General features: G+C 39.6%; 18 protein-coding genes and 1 pseudogene. 6 read left to right on the top strand and 13 right to left on the bottom strand.

Translation table 11 applies throughout. The features are described 5' to 3' along the window. The first annotated feature begins 2 nt into the window (after window positions 1–2). Window positions 3–422 carry a DUF6157 family protein gene (locus tag B3297_RS19715; RefSeq protein ID WP_286709591.1) on the top strand — a complete coding sequence of 140 codons (420 nt, stop codon included), beginning with the start codon at window positions 3–5 and terminating at the stop codon, window positions 420–422. A 30-nt stretch (window positions 423–452) separates the two neighbouring features. Here B3297_RS19715 and B3297_RS19710 read toward each other — a convergent pair whose 3' ends face one another. Together B3297_RS19710 and xth are read right to left on the bottom strand one after the other, a co-directional pair. Beyond that, window positions 453–923 carry an NUDIX domain-containing protein gene (locus tag B3297_RS19710; protein WP_070560792.1) on the bottom strand — a complete coding sequence of 157 codons (471 nt, stop codon included), beginning with the start codon at window positions 921–923 and terminating at the stop codon, window positions 453–455. Further along, a complete protein-coding gene (xth, locus tag B3297_RS19705) occupies window positions 916–1,701 on the bottom strand; it encodes an exodeoxyribonuclease III (protein ID WP_070560794.1) in 786 nt (261 codons plus the stop codon). Before xth ends, B3297_RS19710 begins: the two co-directional genes overlap by 8 nt. Before the next feature lie 459 nt (window positions 1,702–2,160). Here xth and B3297_RS19700 point away from each other — a divergent pair, with 459 nt between their 5' ends. Next, window positions 2,161–3,342: a glycosyltransferase gene (locus B3297_RS19700; protein WP_115048573.1), complete on the top strand. Its 1,182-nt coding sequence runs from the start codon at window positions 2,161–2,163 to the stop codon at window positions 3,340–3,342. Window positions 3,343–3,462: 120 nt separating this feature from the next. Here B3297_RS19700 and B3297_RS19695 read toward each other — a convergent pair whose 3' ends face one another. Further along, window positions 3,463–3,987, bottom strand: coding sequence for a CinA family protein (locus tag B3297_RS19695; protein WP_083295736.1), 525 nt, complete (start codon window positions 3,985–3,987; stop codon window positions 3,463–3,465). 51 nt (window positions 3,988–4,038) lie between these two features. Beyond that, window positions 4,039–4,350 carry a hypothetical protein gene (locus B3297_RS19690; protein ID WP_053003998.1) on the bottom strand — a complete coding sequence of 104 codons (312 nt, stop codon included), beginning with the start codon at window positions 4,348–4,350 and terminating at the stop codon, window positions 4,039–4,041. A gap of 216 nt (window positions 4,351–4,566) precedes the next feature. Between B3297_RS19690 and B3297_RS19685 the strand changes: the two genes are divergently transcribed. Together B3297_RS19685 and B3297_RS19680 are read left to right on the top strand one after the other, a co-directional pair. Continuing rightward, window positions 4,567–5,013 carry a hypothetical protein gene (locus tag B3297_RS19685; RefSeq protein WP_286779338.1) on the top strand — a complete coding sequence of 149 codons (447 nt, stop codon included), beginning with the start codon at window positions 4,567–4,569 and terminating at the stop codon, window positions 5,011–5,013. Next, window positions 4,980–5,318, top strand: a pseudogene (locus tag B3297_RS19680) (metallophosphoesterase); the annotation flags it as partial. The gene B3297_RS19685 and the pseudogene B3297_RS19680, both read left to right, overlap by 34 nt. Before the next feature lie 90 nt (window positions 5,319–5,408). On the opposite strand, the gene B3297_RS19675 reads toward B3297_RS19680, so the two are convergent. Further along, window positions 5,409–5,789 (bottom strand): DoxX family protein, encoded by a 381-nt coding sequence (locus B3297_RS19675; RefSeq protein ID WP_236560186.1) that lies wholly within the window; start codon window positions 5,787–5,789, stop codon window positions 5,409–5,411. A 274-nt stretch (window positions 5,790–6,063) separates the two neighbouring features. Here B3297_RS19675 and B3297_RS19670 point away from each other — a divergent pair, with 274 nt between their 5' ends. After that, entirely contained in the window at window positions 6,064–6,363 is a 300-nt protein-coding gene (locus B3297_RS19670) for a macro domain-containing protein (RefSeq protein WP_083295737.1), read from the top strand. Between the two features lie 19 nt (window positions 6,364–6,382). Here B3297_RS19670 and B3297_RS19665 read toward each other — a convergent pair whose 3' ends face one another. The 7 genes from B3297_RS19665 to B3297_RS19635 form a co-directional block, all read right to left on the bottom strand. Beyond that, a complete protein-coding gene (locus B3297_RS19665) occupies window positions 6,383–6,856 on the bottom strand; it encodes a hypothetical protein (protein WP_070560805.1) in 474 nt (157 codons plus the stop codon). Between the two features lie 454 nt (window positions 6,857–7,310). Continuing rightward, entirely contained in the window at window positions 7,311–8,441 is a 1,131-nt protein-coding gene (locus B3297_RS19660; RefSeq protein WP_286779337.1) for a cytochrome-c peroxidase, read from the bottom strand. A gap of 40 nt (window positions 8,442–8,481) precedes the next feature. Further along, on the bottom strand, window positions 8,482–10,035 hold the full coding sequence (locus B3297_RS19655) for a DUF6850 family outer membrane beta-barrel protein (protein ID WP_139144859.1): 1,554 nt from the start codon (window positions 10,033–10,035) through the stop codon (window positions 8,482–8,484). Window positions 10,036–10,102: 67 nt separating this feature from the next. Next, a complete protein-coding gene (locus B3297_RS19650; protein WP_286779336.1) occupies window positions 10,103–11,419 on the bottom strand; it encodes a DUF4876 domain-containing protein in 1,317 nt (438 codons plus the stop codon). A gap of 17 nt (window positions 11,420–11,436) precedes the next feature. Next, window positions 11,437–14,202, bottom strand: coding sequence for a TonB-dependent receptor (locus B3297_RS19645; protein ID WP_286779335.1), 2,766 nt, complete (start codon window positions 14,200–14,202; stop codon window positions 11,437–11,439). Between the two features lie 182 nt (window positions 14,203–14,384). Beyond that, window positions 14,385–15,188, bottom strand: coding sequence for a DNA alkylation repair protein (locus tag B3297_RS19640; RefSeq protein ID WP_286779334.1), 804 nt, complete (start codon window positions 15,186–15,188; stop codon window positions 14,385–14,387). Between the two features lie 10 nt (window positions 15,189–15,198). Further along, window positions 15,199–15,489: a redoxin family protein gene (locus B3297_RS19635; protein ID WP_070560814.1), complete on the bottom strand. Its 291-nt coding sequence runs from the start codon at window positions 15,487–15,489 to the stop codon at window positions 15,199–15,201. 93 nt (window positions 15,490–15,582) lie between these two features. Here B3297_RS19635 and B3297_RS19630 point away from each other — a divergent pair, with 93 nt between their 5' ends. Beyond that, on the top strand, window positions 15,583–15,924 hold the full coding sequence (locus tag B3297_RS19630) for a winged helix-turn-helix transcriptional regulator (protein WP_070560815.1): 342 nt from the start codon (window positions 15,583–15,585) through the stop codon (window positions 15,922–15,924). A 72-nt stretch (window positions 15,925–15,996) separates the two neighbouring features. On the opposite strand, the gene B3297_RS19625 is transcribed toward B3297_RS19630, so the two are convergent. Next, on the bottom strand, window positions 15,997–16,614 hold the full coding sequence (locus tag B3297_RS19625; protein ID WP_070560817.1) for a class I SAM-dependent methyltransferase: 618 nt from the start codon (window positions 16,612–16,614) through the stop codon (window positions 15,997–15,999). Window positions 16,615–16,630 lie beyond the last annotated feature (16 nt).

The raw sequence follows: 16,630 nt of genomic DNA, 5'->3' as shown, positions 1-16,630 counted from the left end.
AGATGAAAATTATGAAAATCCATTCGACCAATTATTTTAACACATTGATTGAAGCTGCTGCAGATACCAAAGTAGTTAAGGGCACTATTCCACCATCAAAAAGCAATAAAACCGTTGCTGAACGACAATATGAATTAATCGCCTCTGCACCTTATCAGTATACATCTGACGATATTATTTTCCAAGTCTATGCGGAAAGAAGGGATCTAACGCCAGATGAGTATCCCGAAGCAAGAGCAGTTTTTTTCTCAAGAGGACAAGCTTGCCTGCGAGCTTCCCCCCTTACAAAAACCTATGGGTATGGGATTCATAGTAATAGTGAAGGCAGGATCGCTCTATATGGAATGGAAACAGCAATTTATCAGAAGTTTGTAGCGGATGATAATACAGCGAAAGTTAAAGCAATGAGGTCTACTAGGTAGCACTTGCACAATAAAATGGTATTGAAAAAATTAACATTTCTCATGAGCAATCAATTGCTCCAAAAAAGAAATCTGCCGTTCGTTTATTTTCTTCCTAGCTTCCGCAAATGTAAACCAACCTCCGCGATCTACTTCTGGATAAGTTTGCATTTTTCCGGATTTCGGCGGCCATTCCATTTCAAAGGTATTGCTTACCAGATCAGCAGGATCTATATCTCCTTCAATTGCCCAGCACTTAACTATTTTTCCTCCTTTCTGTTGAATAGCTTGTAGCGCAATAAAATTTCCGCTGGGAAGATAGCCTGTCTCTTCAATAAATTCCCTTTTGGCTGCTTCAAGTTCATCTTCATACAAATCGATTTCTCCCTTAGGAATTGTCCAAGAGCCTTCATCTTTTTTCGTAAAATAGGGACCACCAGGATGTACTAAGAAAAAATAAATTTCTAGCGCCTCAAATTTATACAATAACAATCCAGCACTGGTATTTATCTTTTTAGCCATTGTTGCTGCTATTCCGTAACCGAATCCATGTAGGGGCATGATCGCTGCTCTTTTCCCAGCCGCGAACATGGCGATCAATACCGCCTTCAATCAAACGATTCTGAATTGAAGGGCTTAATAGGATATGATCTATACGCAAACCGGCATTTCGACTATAAGCCTGACGAAAGTAATCCCAGAACGTATACACCTGCTGATCCGGAAAAAGCTGACGAATCGCATCCTGCCAGCCCGCTTCAAGAAGTTGACTGAAAGCCTCTTTAACCTCCTTTCTGAACAATGCATCGTCGACATATTTTTCAGGTTTATAGGTATCCATTTCAGTTGGAATAATGTTAAAATCGCCGATGAGTATCGCTGGAATATCCATACTAAGCAACGTTTTGGCCCGCTTAGCTAAGCGCTCAATCCACGTCAATTTATACTCAAATTTGGGCCCGGGAAATGGGTTCCCATTGGGCAGATAAAGACAGCAAATCGCGACTTGCTGGATCATAACCTCCAAATAACGGCTTTGAACATCTTCGGCATCACCTGGAAGCACTCTAGAGATTTCTTCGATCTCATATTTAGAAAGAACCGCAACCCCATTCCAGCTTTTTTGACCGTGCCAAACGGCATGATATCCGATGGCATTAATTTCTTTCAGTGGAAAACGTTCCTGCGGAGATTTCAACTCCTGGAGGCATACAACATCAGGCGATTCTTCGGCCAACCAGCGAAGCAAGACTGGTAGACGCGCATTGATACCATTAATATTATAGGTAGCTATTTTCATGAACTCATTTTTAACTTAAATAAACAACCAAAGGAACCTCTTTATTGTTTGAAACTGCTAAGAAAAATTTAAGCGAGGAAAATTGAACATCTTTAGCAAAACAGCACTTATTTATGAAATTTGTATGGGATTAAATGACTATTTAAGTGATACGACTATAAATTCATTTCTCCAACGCTATAAATACGTATTTAACCTGTATTTTTCGGAAGTTCCTTAGCTACCCTACGCTATTTCTATTCAAAAACTACGGTTAAAGCTTCATAAACATCCTTTAGGTATAAATTTTGTTTCAATTACATCAAAAGAATTTACACTCAAATAGCGTACGGATATGGAAAATATTGAAAAGAAAGCAAAAAAAATAGGTTTGGAAAAAGGCTACTATTTATTGCTAATGGCCATTTTGGATCTTCCAGTTGAAGAAGTACAAAATACAGTAAAGGAGGGTTAAATCATATGAAAAAAATAGCAATCATCAGTACTTGTCCGCCTCAAGAATGTGGGTTAGCAACTTTTACGAAAGACCTTAAACAAGGTATGGAATTCGATCCTACTGTACAAATTGACATCATCGCTTTATCTAAACATGGATTAGAGGATTTTAATGAATCTGTACGCTTTGTCATCTTTCGGGATCGACTTGATAGTTATCATCAAGCAGCTCGTATCATCAATGAGGAATATGATTATTGTATTGTGCAACATGAATTTGGAATATTTGGTGGTGCCGACGGTATTTTCATCACACAAATCGCCAACAATCTTACTATACCATTATTAACCGTATTTCATACTATTCTGCAAACCCCTTCATTGCAGCAGAAAGAAATTATGGAATTACTTCTGGAAAAATCTCAGGTGGTTGTCAGCTTATCGCCAAAAGGAGTAGAATTGTTAAAGGAGCAATTTGATTCGGCTCTTACGGATAAAATTAAAGTTATACCGCATGGCGTGCCGCAGTTTGACTATAATCAGGGGTTAGCCAAGTACAGGTTGAATTTACAGCAAAACTTTGTGATGATGACTTTTGGTTTAATCGGAAGAAGTAAAGGGCTTGAATATGCCATAAAATCCCTGTCGGGTATCGATCTTCCTGGATTCAAATACTTGATTGTTGGAAAAACACACCCCAATGTGCTTGCCCATGAAGGTGAATCTTACCGATTCGAACTTCAAAATTTAGTTGATCAACTAGGTTTACAGGATAAAGTTGTTTTTATTGATAAATTCTTAACGGATGAAGAACTTAAAGAGTATCTGACGGCATGCGATATATACTTATCCCCATACCCTCACGAACAACAAATAAGCAGTGGAACCTTATCTTTTGCAGTAGGCGCGGGAGCTGCAGTTATCTCCACTCCTTACTGGCATGCCAAAGATCTATTGAAAGATGATCGTGGCATTCTCACTCCGTTTAACGACATAGAATCCATGCGTGGCAACATCAAATTATTGTATACCTCCCATCGACTACTCGCTTGGCATCGTTTCAAAGCACGCAGCTACGGAGAACAAACTGTATGGAAAAACGTAGCAAAAATGTATATCGAACTTCTAAATGGAGTAACAACACCGGTGAGATCTTTAATTGATTATGAAAAATACCTCTCTTTTGATTTGAAAAGAGAAGCATAAAGTTTAAGGGCTGTCCGAGGAGTCTAACTTTTCAGGGCAGTGATTAACGTGGACAGCCCTTCCTTTTTACTATTTTATGTACATCCCATCCAATTCAACAGCCTTTCGGATAATCAATTCTCAAACGGATTGGCTTGACTTTTTACTCACCCTATTTAGTCGTAATAGCCTATTTAAAGTTTCGAATGCCTTTATGGTATAAATGGCCTGCGCTTCTTCCATTTTGACGCTCGATTGAAGTTCAATTTTTTCGGTAGATATAATCTTGTCCTTTTCAGCAATTGAAATATAGGCGAACAATTTACCAGCTGATTCGGGCACGGCTGTTGCATATCCGGTTGTGGCAATAGCCCATGTTGTACCAAACAGGTTGCTTACTGCAAGTGCCATTTCTTCGGTAATTTTCGGAGATACGCAGTCGCATCTTTCGGCTTCCTTTGCATCTACCTTTAGTATTTTTATCTTAGCATTGATCGTATAGGTGGTCACTCCCCCAGCGAAAACTTCCATTGCTCCCTCCATCTGTGAACAGGCTAACTGCAACAATCCCGCTGTCACACTTTCAGCAACGGCAATACGATCTTTAGCATCTTTGAGATTTTGAGCGACTTCGCGCAGTAACAATTCTGGAAACTCTATTTTCATTATATATTAATATAAGGTCATCTACATATGAAGGCATTGCCTACGCTATCTTTATGCCACATGGTATATTTTAATCTCAGGATTATTGCTTATTAGTGGCTTTAGTGCAACGAGGATGATATTATTGTATAATTCTGTTGACAAAAAGGCCTCAGCATCTTCATAAGTATCAAAGCCATATAAGAGCTGTATATCCTCATCACTGAAGAGTAGCTCCTGTGTTTTCGCTCCTTTTATTTGTTCTCGAAATAAATCTTTGAACTTATTATATGTACTTGTCAATTCCCCCCTATTGGAAGAATTCATTTTTAACACAATTTGCAAATATGCTGTCGTCATTTGTTCCTTATTTTTATTGTCCATAATGGTTTAAATTTCCCTGACCCGGTACGAATGGATTGGAATTGCCCAATCCAAATGTCTCTAAAAACCAAACAGCTTCTAACCAAAGATCGTTTGTAATAAATTAATATTCCTTCGTTATCTAAGCTAACTTTAGCATAAACATTTTAGATGATATGCATGTTAAGTAAAAGGACGATCTTTGCATACTAACATTGAGATAAAATCTATCAGCACATGATATATTCAAAAATAGCGCTGTCAAATGTACTTTTCGTATTAATGGCACTCACTTGTACAGGACAGAGTTTTGATCGCCAACTGAGGAATCAAAAGGAAAAGACGCAAAAGGAATTTTTGAAGTTTATTACTGAAATAGGAAGTAAAATAACGGATTCGACCTTAACGACCGAACAGCAAAATGCACTATTTAACCCGATCGGTGCGTATGCTCATAAAGAACATACTGGCTTAACACGATTGCGCAAAAAATATTTTGAAAAAATACAGGCTCCACCAACAGCACTTAATGCATTTATTTTTGATAGCAAGCCTCCTGAGGAACTGTCAAAAATGTTGGAAACCCCACAATTCACGACAGTAACCTTGCTACAGTGTTATCGACCTATCGAAATAGCGCGACTTATCATTATGGGAATATCGATCTGGCCATGTCTAAAGTAGATAAATCCTCGCCTATCAATTTGATGCTTTCACACGATCCCTCCCATTGGCGCGCAGAGATCCTACCCAAATATCCCACAATCGACGTCACTTTCAGCGGGCATACGCATGGGGGACAATTCGGCTATAACAACCCGAATTATCAGTGGAGTCCGGTCAAATATGCTTACCGCGAATGGGCAGGCCTGTACCGTGAAAAGCATCAGGCACTGTACGTAAATGTTGACTTCGGTTATCTAGATTATCCAAGCCGAGTTGGGATACTACCGGAGATCACTATATTTCACCTGAAGAGTAAAGGTTAAAGCAAATTAAATACTATCCCTGATGGATTTTTCACCCAGTACATATTTTCGGGTAACGCATTAAATTCATCACAGATTTCAACACAATTTCTAATCGAATTTCCTATCGGCTGGTCTGAAATACCAAGAAGTAGCAATTAGAATAATGTATAATAGTGCCGGAGCCATTAAAGCGAAAGAATCTCCCGATGCAATATGCGAATACAAGGCACCAGTAGCCGTAAAGAAAATACCCGCATATGCCCATTCTTTCCAAAGTGGTCTTTTGGGCCAAAGCAAGGCAACCACAGCTAATAGTTTCCAGATTCCTAGTAAAGGAAGTATATAACTCGGATATCCCAAATGGTCTATATTTTGTATCCCACCTGCTCCTTCTGTTTGAATTTTAAAAATCTGTATGATAGCAGTTGACAATAACCCTACAGCCAACCATATGGTTGCTATCCAATAAATTATCCGATTTCTTTTCATAATGCGTTGATTTATTTATTATCCTGTTAATTACTTTACATTCCTAGCCACCTCTCCTATCTTCAACACCCGGTATTATCCTTGCCACCCAAAATAAAGCAGCTCTTTTACTGACCGTTCTTTATTATGTAGCTATTTGACTACAAATATAAATGTAGTTATGTAACTACGCAATATTATTTTCATTTTTTTAAAGCGAGGCATTGAATACAACGGCTATCCTGCGATACCCCAATTAAACCTGCTAATTATTTTTTCATATATTTGAGTTAAGATCAATCCAACGTCACGTAGTAACAACAAAATAACCGTAGTTACTATTCATCGCTGCGGTGGGCCGGAAATTCTGGAAGGATGCCGTAACATTGTGGCTAAACAAGGAGGCTGCAAGGTAGGTGAAGCCGTCATCACAACTGCAGGCAAGCTAGCCGCTAAATATGTAATTCATACAGTTGGACCAGTGTGGAATGGTGTCATTACACCGTTTCTGATGGCCGATACAACACTTAAGCAGATCAAAATAGTATGTTTTGACGATGATAACTTTCTACTGATCAATCAAATAGTAATATAAACCTAACATAAAACTAAGACTACTCCGCTTCAAATTCCCATCTATATTCATAGGAAGGAACAGGCTTATCAATGTGTGGAAATTGCAGTTTTTTGAGTTCCCTTATATGTTCAAAATCTTTATTTAGAAGTAAATATATACCTGCGTTCTTACCTATTTCTCTTAATATTTCTGGGGTAATCTCTTTTTCTCGACTGTTGGCAGATATGATCATTTTTACAAATTGCTTGCCCGATGAAGTTATATACGGATTTAGCTTATAGGGCCCCGGAATACCAGTATTTTCGTGAGATTGTCCTGCCAATACATCATTGATATAGATAGCATAGTCTACATTTTTTATTTCATGGTAGAGAAAGTATGATTTTACGACCGGGGCTATTCCGCTATGAGCAACCTCAGCAACCTCATCATTTTCCCTATCTCCACCGCCACTGTTACACGACATAAACAACACAACACAGTACATAGCAATGACGATATTTTTTTTCATTTCGTATTTTCTCCTTATTTTTAAAACTGTCGCAATATTCCTTTGATAGCGATTCTAAGCCAATACGACCAACAAGTTAACAACCCAATTTAAGGCCTTAAAACAAGAAATTGCGGATGGCTATACAGCTTATTAAGATACAAATTAGTCGGAATAAAATGGGCTATACAGGTTATTTTTTTACAGGAGAAGTAAGAAAAGTGTAACCATATATCAACCTCTTGGCCGTATTTAAAAGAAAGAGAAACTTCCATCTTTTTAAAATTTCTTTATAAGTCACTAGAATTCAGGATATTTGGAAAAATAAACACCCTACCAGTATCTGTTTAAAACATTGGTTATCCAATAGCTGGATAACCTTTTTTGTGCAAGAAGCTATCCTGAAGTTGCCCCACTCTCAATATAGCATGTCGAACAGTATGTAAACACAGCTTCACGATTGTTCGGCTGTCATCTATCTCGGTAAACTTTCGGGACGGCGCATACGATAAGAAGTCCCTGTGATGGCGTGCAAAAAGGCCTCAATATCTTTTATTTCATCTTTTGTCAGATTTAGGGGTTGCATCAATGGATCAGTTACAGGATAAAGTGGATCTTTTGCTTTCTGCTCAGCAGTAGCGGAATTCATCTGCATACCACTATTGTACATATTCAACAGACCGGTCATATTCCAAAACAATCCGTTGTGCATCCACGGATCGGTATTCATCACGTCACGTAGGGATGGTGTACGGAAACGTCCTACATCAGCAGGATCCTTTGTAATCTCGTATCGTCCCAGGTCCTGATATTTCCGTTTGTAATAGGTGAGACCAATATTGTGATACAGATCATCGGTAAAAAATTGACCATTATGACAATTCATACAGCGCGCTTTGGTGCGAAATAAATGAAGACCGCGCACTTCCTGATCAGACAACACTTTATAATTGCCATCTAAAAACTCGTCAAAACGGCTTCTTCTACTTGTTAATGTCCGTTGAAAAGCACTCAAGGCTTTCAGTACCTCCGGCATCGAATAATCGGTTTCCCCGAAAGCATCCACAAACAATTTGTTGTATCCGGGGATGGCCTTTAGCTTGGGAATCAGTTTTGTCAATTCCATATCCATTTCATGATGAGCTTCAATAGGACCCAACGCTTGTTCCTCCAATGAGCCAGCACGACCGTCCCAAAACAATTCCTTGCGTGCATACACATTGAGCAAAGATGGCGTATTACGCGTGCCTTCAAGATGATCATTACCAACTGGTACGGTAAGCTTGTTAGCCCAGGAAGTCTGGGGGTTGTGGCAGCTACTACAGGATATCTGATTGCTTCCCGATAGAATGGGGTCAAAAAAAAGATATTTCCCCAACTTCACATCAGGCTTTTCCATTAAAGAAAAATAACCGGTATCGATCTTGGGTAGAGACTTAAATTCATTCCAATGAGCCCCTACATCAATTGTTGGTTTTGGCCATTCGCTCACCGGCCGTCGATAATAAAGCTGTATCTCATCATCAAAGGCTTGCTGTTGATCTTTCATAGAAAGCAAACCCACAAAACCAACAATAGTGGCCAATACACAAAACTGCTTTTTCATTCTCTCTTAATTATGCTTATAAACAAGTACGATAACTATTTTAAAATATATAAGAAACCCCCAATTTACCCAGAAACCAATTTTTACCCGGTACACTTGACAACGTATAGTCTATCGGCACCAAATTACCCCTACACTGATAATCCATCTGGAGCTGTATGCTCCAATTGTTCTTTGCATGATGCGTGCCCCATACCCAGGACATATTCCAGCTATTACTTGGAGCGGTGTCGTAAAGATAATCCTGATACAGTATCTGCTTCCCAAAATCCCCTGTATTCAACTCAGATACGTAGAGATTATGGCTTGGTGACCATTGTTTAGTATAGGCGATTGTTCCTATTATATCGGCCGACTGGCCGAGCCGGAATGTTCGATTCAGTCCCAGTCCCAGTTTAACTTGATCAAATTCCATTTGGTTACCACTAACACCATCTTTTTTCTCGGTCTTATACATACCAGCATGGCCTTCAAACAAATACTGATGTACGGCTAATTGAGTTTTAAACGAAATTTCATGCCGACGATAGGTGTAGTTATTTGCTAGATAACTATAATTAAAATCCTGTCCATTTTCAATTTGTCCCTGCAGCGCTACTCTTAGCAATCGCTTACGATGCATCTGCCGGCTCCATAAAAAATCGATTGATCCGATATCTTTTTTATAATCATTTAAGGACAAATAGGTCTGTTTTGAGTTATCATTTCGTCTGAATGATTGTTCTTCATTTAGATAGCGACTATTAAAATAGATCTTATTCCTATCATTGGGTTTCAGCAAGATATGCGCGCCGACGCCTTTACGGTGAATAATATCGTTGTAATTGATCTCTTTTAGTCGCTCACTCGCACTTCCAAAACCGTTCATCATCCAATTGACATACAATGGGTCTTCTGTATTGGTTGTATACTTGTCATTTTTATAGCCCACGTTGACCCGTTCAGAACCATATCCCCAAATACCAGCAATATGATAAGAAAATGTTGGCAGATTGTGACCAACACTCAATTCAAACTGCAGGTTCATATCTTTGATATCGCCTCTGGGATCATTATTGGAGTAGTGAGAGCCTAATCGATAATCGATGCCCAGGGAAATCGGGAGCTTAGCATCGAAGAATGCTCTTTGGATTCCCGCATCGAGCTTATAGGTCTCTCGACTGTATTTATTTTTTCGCAACGAACCAAAATACAATGGCGCATCGACATTCCATCGTGACTGATGGCGCAAAGCAGTACTGTCTTCTGCGGAGCGGTCATATGAAAATCTTCCCCAAAAGCTAGTTTTGCGCCAATCGGTCTTCCCTTCCGTATACAATTGGGATTGAATGAGCCCATCAGTTCCTTGCGCCGCCTTAAAGTCCCCTTGCCCCCTGCTGTGCCGAATACCAAATAGAGAAGATCTATTTTTGATTTCCTCAGGAATCCATACCCTATTTCGTATGGCCATATCATGCATTACTACAAATGATGGCTGATACCAATAGGTCAAAGCTGCTGTTGAATCTAAAGAATTAGACGTACTCTGCCCGAAGACAGCGTGGTGGGCTAAGAAAGCCCCCCAAAATAACATGATGTATCTCACACTTTTCATTCAGGTATTTTTTATAAAATACCAGCTTTCCAACGAAAAAGCTGGTATTGGGAATAACCGTTTTTCATTAATCACCAAATCCAAATGGATTTGCTTTTATCGCGATAAAATCTTCTGTGGAATTATTTGTATCTTTTAATTTACGAACTCCATTGTTCGTTTTTTCGGTTTTGCGAATTACAGATTGCGATGAATAGCCACCTAATGGTGCGAAAGTAAAACCTGCATCCTGTGACGCCGTCAATTTTTTAGGAATTCTCGCGTCCTTGGTGTTTGGCTGTACTTCTACGGCATCCATAATCCAACCGACAGGTAACTGTCTGTATTTTTTTGCGGTGGAAGTCGGAACACTGATGGACGGTTCCGCATAGCTCTTCAAATTCTCCACATCTGAACGATTCGCGTACTTAAAAATAACATAAGCATCCCGCCCTAAATTATCCAATATCCAGTCATTCCCCGTATAATCCAATATCTCCACATTGGGAACAGCCGGATTGTCAATATCTGTTGCAAAAGGAGTTTTGCCAGGGATATCTCCAAAATAAACCTCAAAATTAGCTTTACTCAGATCTACTGTAAGATCCGGATTCTTGATGGCTACTTCTTTTCCATTATTACCAACAAACGGTGCTTTATGGTTTAGCGCATTTTGCGCAATTACAATGCTTTTACCAGGTTCCACTGGATAGGTCTTTCCATTGCCAGGAATCATAAATAAATCTCTTAAGTAAACATAGTCTGTATTTTCTGATTCGTAGCCGCCCATTCCTGAAGATTTACTCCAATCCAATTGGCCATTGGATTGATAGTAATCGGATTGACTGGTCGGAGATTGCCTTCCCCATAACCGGCCAAAGTAAAGACTATCGGCATATAAAACACGTTCTGTATTATTGTAAACTTCAAAAAACTGATCCCTGAATACCGCTCCTTCTTTATTATCAGAACCTGCATAGTAAATCTGCTTGATGACAAAGTCGCCCAATAGACCTGCAACCAATTCCATATCCAAAGTCGTAGAACTGGTTAAACTGATTTTTTTCAGCGAAGCATTGAATGTCACGTCTTCAATACTTGATTCTCCTGTCAAACTGTTGTATTGCGCTTTGGGTATCGTAATATAAGCATCAATATCATATTCACCCGGTATAATAGAAGTCAGGTTGACCACACCTTGGGACGAAGAATATGTAGCACTGGTTTTTGTTGCCAGATTGGTTATCTTAACAATAACCTTGCTTAAGTCCAACTTGGTATTAAAATTTTCAGAAGCATATTTTAAATTCAGCTTAATATCCAGCGGTTGTACACCGGATGTATTATCTTTTTTACAGGAGATAAAAGGTAAAAAGAGAAAAGGAATTAAGTAACGAGTTTTCATTGTGTTTAGTTTTTATGTTAAAATTTATAAGTCAGTTGGGCGCCATAGTTGGGAGATGAATTTGGGGCTTGCACTGAAGAAGCTCCTTCCCTATAAAAGCGCGGTTGGTAATCCAGAAAATTATAGACGTTAAATGACAGGTAAATATTCTTGCCTATTTCCTTGGCCATATTGAGACCAAAGTTCCAGTAGATGTAGTTGTTTTCAATATTTACCAAGTCAGCTTCATTTTTCCTTGCTGTGTATAATTCGAGATGCTTCGGATTGTATATATCAAATTGATCAATGATATGATACGTATAATCACGTGTATAATATCCTACAGGAATAATATCTCGGTAATTAGATTTATTGTAGTTTAATAATTCACAGTCTGCACTCAGTTCAATAATCAAACGCAAAGCGGGAAAATGAGTTGAACTTCGTAACTGCGCTCGACTTAAATAGTTCTTGGTAGATTTGGACGGAAAAAATCCAAGGATAACGTCATCTAACGCTGCCTTTTCGGCATTAAAATTCAAACGGCTCAGCGCACTGGAACTAGAATTGGCTAGGGTAAATGCGGCAGTAGCGGAGAAAGTTGTCATAATCTGTTGAATTCTAGGTGTAGAATACATGACTTCCGCACCAATATTGGACGATTTATTACTATTGGCAAAGTACAGATTGGACATTAAATAGCTTCTCGTCCCCGTCTGTTCAACTATTGGTTTACCCCCGGGCACCTCAGTAGCCGAATAGGTAGGCAAGTCAATGAGTTGATCAGCCGTAACCGTGTTGATTCCGCGCGTATTTTTTTTATAGAAAAGATTCGTACGTAGCTGATGCCCATTCTTATGCCATGAAAACGATGATTCCAGCGTTTGCCCTACACTACTTTTGAGATTGCTATTATCTTTTTCATAACGCCGCAAGTAAATCAATGCCATACTTTCGTCAACCTTACCATTATAAGAGTTGAGCAATATAATTTCATCAAAAGTAGGCCCGGGATATAGTTGTGCTAATCCAGGAGATTTGAAGGATAAGCCGTATGCTAGCCCAATCTGAGTTGATTTAGAAAGTGAATAATTGATGTTGGTTCTTGGAGAGATGGAAGAGTGACCATTCATAAGATCCCAGCGAACGCCCGCCCGCATGCTAAGATCCCTTCCCCATACTTTTGTCCGCATAGCATCCTCCGCATACAAGCCCAGGTTTTGCAAAGCGTTTGTTAATGAAAAATCATAATACCTATCCGATCTCGCTCCAAGATCCTTTTTGGGAATAGAAGGATCTGCAATTCGCCCCTTTCCACGGTTGATGTCATAACTATAGTTACTTCCAAAGTTTATTTTGTGGATAATATCGCCGGTAATTGCGATGGCATTTCCTTCCAATCGGGCATTTAAATTCAATGGTCTATTATCCACATGATCTAGCGCAGTATACTGACCAGGTGCATATTGTCCTTCTACAATTCCAGTTTGCACAGAATCGGTATAAAGCACGACTGCACCATTATAGTAATACTCCCGATAGGTTTTCTGCAGTGTTGAACTTATTCCTGCATTGAGACTAATGCTTTTAAGGAATTTATGGTCCAATTTGTAACTGGTTCGGCTAGCAGCATTCCAACCCCGGCCGCCAAAAGAAATGGCATTCGAGAGTGGGTCATCTGGATCTTTTCGGACCTGATCAATAACTTTATTGTAAGAGCCTGAGAAGGTTTGTTTCAGACGCTTATCTGCGCCAAAATAGTTTGTCCATATCAAAGTTCCGTTTACGCGGTCGTATTGTTTCAGCTTATCTCTATTGTCTGCGTAAGACTGCACATAACCTAAATCCACATTAATTGTCCCAAGCTTTTTTCCGAGCTGCATTCCCTTAGACAGACCATATGAAGTTGCATTGCTCCGCACTTGAAGCCTAAAAAAAGCCGGAGTCTTGCCAGCCTGCCTTTCGATAATAACGGCACCATTTGATAAATCGCCATAGCGTGCCGGTGCTACGCCAGAAATAACTTCCAAATGTTCGATATTTTCTATCGGAATCTGACGCAGATCCAGACCGCTAAACACATTTTCTCCAGAATAGAATTTTCCCGTTGTCGGTCGACCGGTTAAACCATAATCTGAAGGTCTAATTGCATTCGTTGCGGAAGACATGCCAAATATTCCAGCGTTCCGCCCTTGCATATTACCATTGTTACCCAAAACCATGTCATCCATTATGATAGCGACACCAAAGGAGTTATTCAGTTCATTCGCGTCTCGCGATCGTCCTGTAGTCTCACTAAAAGCACCTCTCAGCGTCAGATTTTGCATCTCCTGCACAGAAGGGGCTGTATTCTTCCGGTTTGGCAATCGGTTCAGCAGATCGTTTAAACTTAGCGCCGGATAACGTTCAATCATTTCGCGATCAAATACGAGTGATGAGTTGCTCAACTCCCCTCTCTTCGCCTGTACCCCAACTTCTTCAAGAGCAAGACTCATATCTTGCAACAAAAAATTTTCAATCTTTTGCATCGAATCTAACAGGACTGTCCTTTCAACCTTTTTCTTACCAATGTAGGAAACCGATAGCGTAACAAGTTTGCCATACTGCTCTTTAGGGATGGTTAAACGATATTCACCACGCCCATCGCTCATACTGGAGAATCCTAACTGATCCAAAATAACGGTACTTCCCAATAGGACTTTCTTATTACCATCAGTGATCTTTCCCCGGATGTATATCGACTGTGCATGCGCAACTGCAATTGTGTAAAATAAAATAAAACTACTCCAATAGGGCTTTTTCATAAGTGAGAATAAAAGCGCACAAAAAGGCACATCTATTTAAAATGATTCTAAACAGATGCAAATGTAACGTATTTTAACACAGAATTTCAAATTATTTTTAATAATTCTAAATAAACTACTGCATAAAAAATTAAATATGAACTAGAAAGACGCAAAAAACAGAATACTGATACCGGTAATTTTTACTTCGAAATTGTGCGTAATGCTTTTCGAATAATGTAGTGTGTTTCCTTGGTATTACTTTCTTCTTCCCAACGATGACAAAGTGCTCTAACAAAACCAGGTTGGCTTTTGCTTGCGTCATTCAGCCAATTTGCGACGCTATCCCGAACATATTTTGAAGGATCGGATTTTAGCGGTTCTAAAATAGGCAAGGCTAGACTTGGTTCCTGCTTCAACCGATCGATGTGCTTACACCATACGCCCCTCGGTCGGGTTGACTCCGTAGCCAAACGCCTCACATTTTCATCCTTCTCCATCGCCCATAGGCTCAGATAGGTAATGCTCCTGTCCAAATCAAAAGCTATCCTATTACGGATGGCCATCCAGCTGATTTCTCGTACACCAAAATGTGTATCTGCAGCAAAAGGACGTATTGATGAAAGCAGTTCCTCAATTTCAAGCTGTTTATCATTTCCAATCGCGTAGGTCGCCCAGCAACGCACGAGATCTGCAGGATGATTGAATAATATTGTCAGGAAGGTATTATCACGATTTTGTGTGATCATGTCGAACAGCGCACGTCCGATCGTTTCATTGATGGAATTTACCGTCGGTTTCTGTAACTGCTCCAAAAGCAACAAGATTGGCTTTAAGTAGTGAATGCGCGCATTCTGCTGAAGAATGTGCGCAAGTAAAAGCCGTTGGTCAACAGCTAGCCACTCTACAAGATTTGCAGTTTCAATCTCACCGCGGTTCAGACTGGCTAGGCAGTCTATTGAAATATCAGCTGTCCGCCTTACCCCTTTACGTTGTACTTTGCTCATAGCTGTATGATTAACGCATCAATATTAGTCTTAGCTCGGGATTACAGTAAGGACACCAGTTGCCGCGGAAAAAGGCCACGCTAACCGTTCCATTCTCCAGAAGTTTTCCGAGCTCAATTTTGCTATGCAGCGAATTCATCAAACTAAAATTCGGGACCTTGTCCCCTATCTGCAGGCTCTTTTCGATTAGATCGCCAGACTGAAGATCCTGAATGGATCTGCCAAATATTTCCTTTATTTCAAGACGAAGATTAGCTAAATTCGCATTTAATTTAGCAATTTTGTGTTCTAAATTTTTCATGATGCTGTACGTTATTTCTGCAAAGTTTTAAAAGTAAATGCACAATCACAATACCGCATATTATTATCCCTATGGGGCAAAAAAGTCAATTTTATGAGTATAACAGAGAAAGCAATAAAACAAAAAATATGTCCATTGGAATTTGCCGTCAATGCGATTAGCGGGAAATGGAAAATTCCGATTGTCTGGCGTATCAATGAAGGGGAAAAACGCCCAAGTGAAATGCTTCGTGGTATTGCAACAGTTGATAGACGGGTGCTAAACCAACAATTGGCCGAAATGGTCAATGATGGTATTTTAAGTAAACAATCTTTCCATGAGCTTCCTCCCAGAGTGGAGTATTCATTGACACCCTTAGGGAAAAGTTTAGTGGAAGTACTCTGGAAATTAAATGCCTGGGGAGAACTTTTATTGGAAAATTCCAATAAAAATTAGCACAAAGGGGCAGATTCGAGCCACACACCGATGCGCTATTTGTACGAAATGCGTTCGCCCCAGCTATGACAGCTATTTACGAAAACTGCAAAACACAAAATGCTGTTTCGTGTCGAAGGGTGTTATATGGTCAATAGTCATACATTCAATTTTCCTAAAACATGTCTGGAATAAATCGCTTATTGATTGTGCTGAATACTGTTTAATAGTAATGCCACTACATTTCTTTGGCCCCTGTTCAGAAAAAGTTCCAACGACTAAAATACCTCCCACCGCAATTGATTGATCTGCGATTTTGATGTAACGATCAATCTCCTGGCGAACAGTCAAAAAATGAAAGGTGGCCCGATCATGCCAAAAATCATAAGTTGCGTCGGGAACGAAATCCAAGATATCCGAAACAATCCATTTGACTTTAGTCGCCTCATCCCCTAATCGCTTCTTCGCTCGTTCAATTGCAGCGTTGGATATATCCAATACAGTAATATCTTCAAATCCTGCTTTCAGCAAGAAATCAACCAGGAAACTGTCACCACCACCTATATCGATGATTTTCGCCTTTTTTGGAAGGTTAGCTTGCTCTACAAAATGTAGCGATGCTTCTGGATTGGGCTGGTACCAGCTCACTGATTCCAGCGGCTTGTTTTCGTATATGTCTTCCCAATGCTTCTTTCGATTAAAATTTTCCATCTGTCTATTGTCCTGG

Source organism: Sphingobacterium sp. UBA3519 (assembly GCF_002377215.1).
Taxonomy (GTDB): Bacteria; Bacteroidota; Bacteroidia; order Sphingobacteriales; family Sphingobacteriaceae; genus Sphingobacterium; species Sphingobacterium multivorum.
The sequence above is the reverse complement of the archived record's forward strand: the minus strand, read 5'-3'. Positions and strand labels throughout refer to the sequence as shown.

Coding starts and splice junctions, on each gene's coding strand:
- B3297_RS19695 (WP_083295736.1), bottom strand. CDS start 3,987: ATGAAAATAGAGTTTCCAGAATTGTTACTGCGCGAAGTCGCTCAAAAT.
- B3297_RS19635 (WP_070560814.1), bottom strand. CDS start 15,489: ATGAAAAATTTAGAACACAAAATTGCTAAATTAAATGCGAATTTAGCT.
- B3297_RS19675 (WP_236560186.1), bottom strand. CDS start 5,789: ATGAAAAGAAATCGGATAATTTATTGGATAGCAACCATATGGTTGGCT.
- B3297_RS19655 (WP_139144859.1), bottom strand. CDS start 10,035: ATGAAAAGTGTGAGATACATCATGTTATTTTGGGGGGCTTTCTTAGCC.
- B3297_RS19665 (WP_070560805.1), bottom strand. CDS start 6,856: ATGAAAAAAAATATCGTCATTGCTATGTACTGTGTTGTGTTGTTTATG.
- B3297_RS19700 (WP_115048573.1), top strand. CDS start 2,161: ATGAAAAAAATAGCAATCATCAGTACTTGTCCGCCTCAAGAATGTGGG.
- B3297_RS19710 (WP_070560792.1), bottom strand. CDS start 923: ATGGCTAAAAAGATAAATACCAGTGCTGGATTGTTATTGTATAAATTT.
- B3297_RS19645 (WP_286779335.1), bottom strand. CDS start 14,202: ATGAAAAAGCCCTATTGGAGTAGTTTTATTTTATTTTACACAATTGCA.
- B3297_RS19685 (WP_286779338.1), top strand. CDS start 4,567: ATGATATATTCAAAAATAGCGCTGTCAAATGTACTTTTCGTATTAATG.
- B3297_RS19625 (WP_070560817.1), bottom strand. CDS start 16,614: ATGGAAAATTTTAATCGAAAGAAGCATTGGGAAGACATATACGAAAAC.
- B3297_RS19660 (WP_286779337.1), bottom strand. CDS start 8,441: ATGAAAAAGCAGTTTTGTGTATTGGCCACTATTGTTGGTTTTGTGGGT.
- B3297_RS19650 (WP_286779336.1), bottom strand. CDS start 11,419: ATGAAAACTCGTTACTTAATTCCTTTTCTCTTTTTACCTTTTATCTCC.
- B3297_RS19630 (WP_070560815.1), top strand. CDS start 15,583: ATGAGTATAACAGAGAAAGCAATAAAACAAAAAATATGTCCATTGGAA.
- B3297_RS19715 (WP_286709591.1), top strand. CDS start 3: ATGAAAATTATGAAAATCCATTCGACCAATTATTTTAACACATTGATT.
- B3297_RS19640 (WP_286779334.1), bottom strand. CDS start 15,188: ATGAGCAAAGTACAACGTAAAGGGGTAAGGCGGACAGCTGATATTTCA.
- xth (WP_070560794.1), bottom strand. CDS start 1,701: ATGAAAATAGCTACCTATAATATTAATGGTATCAATGCGCGTCTACCA.
- B3297_RS19690 (WP_053003998.1), bottom strand. CDS start 4,350: ATGGACAATAAAAATAAGGAACAAATGACGACAGCATATTTGCAAATT.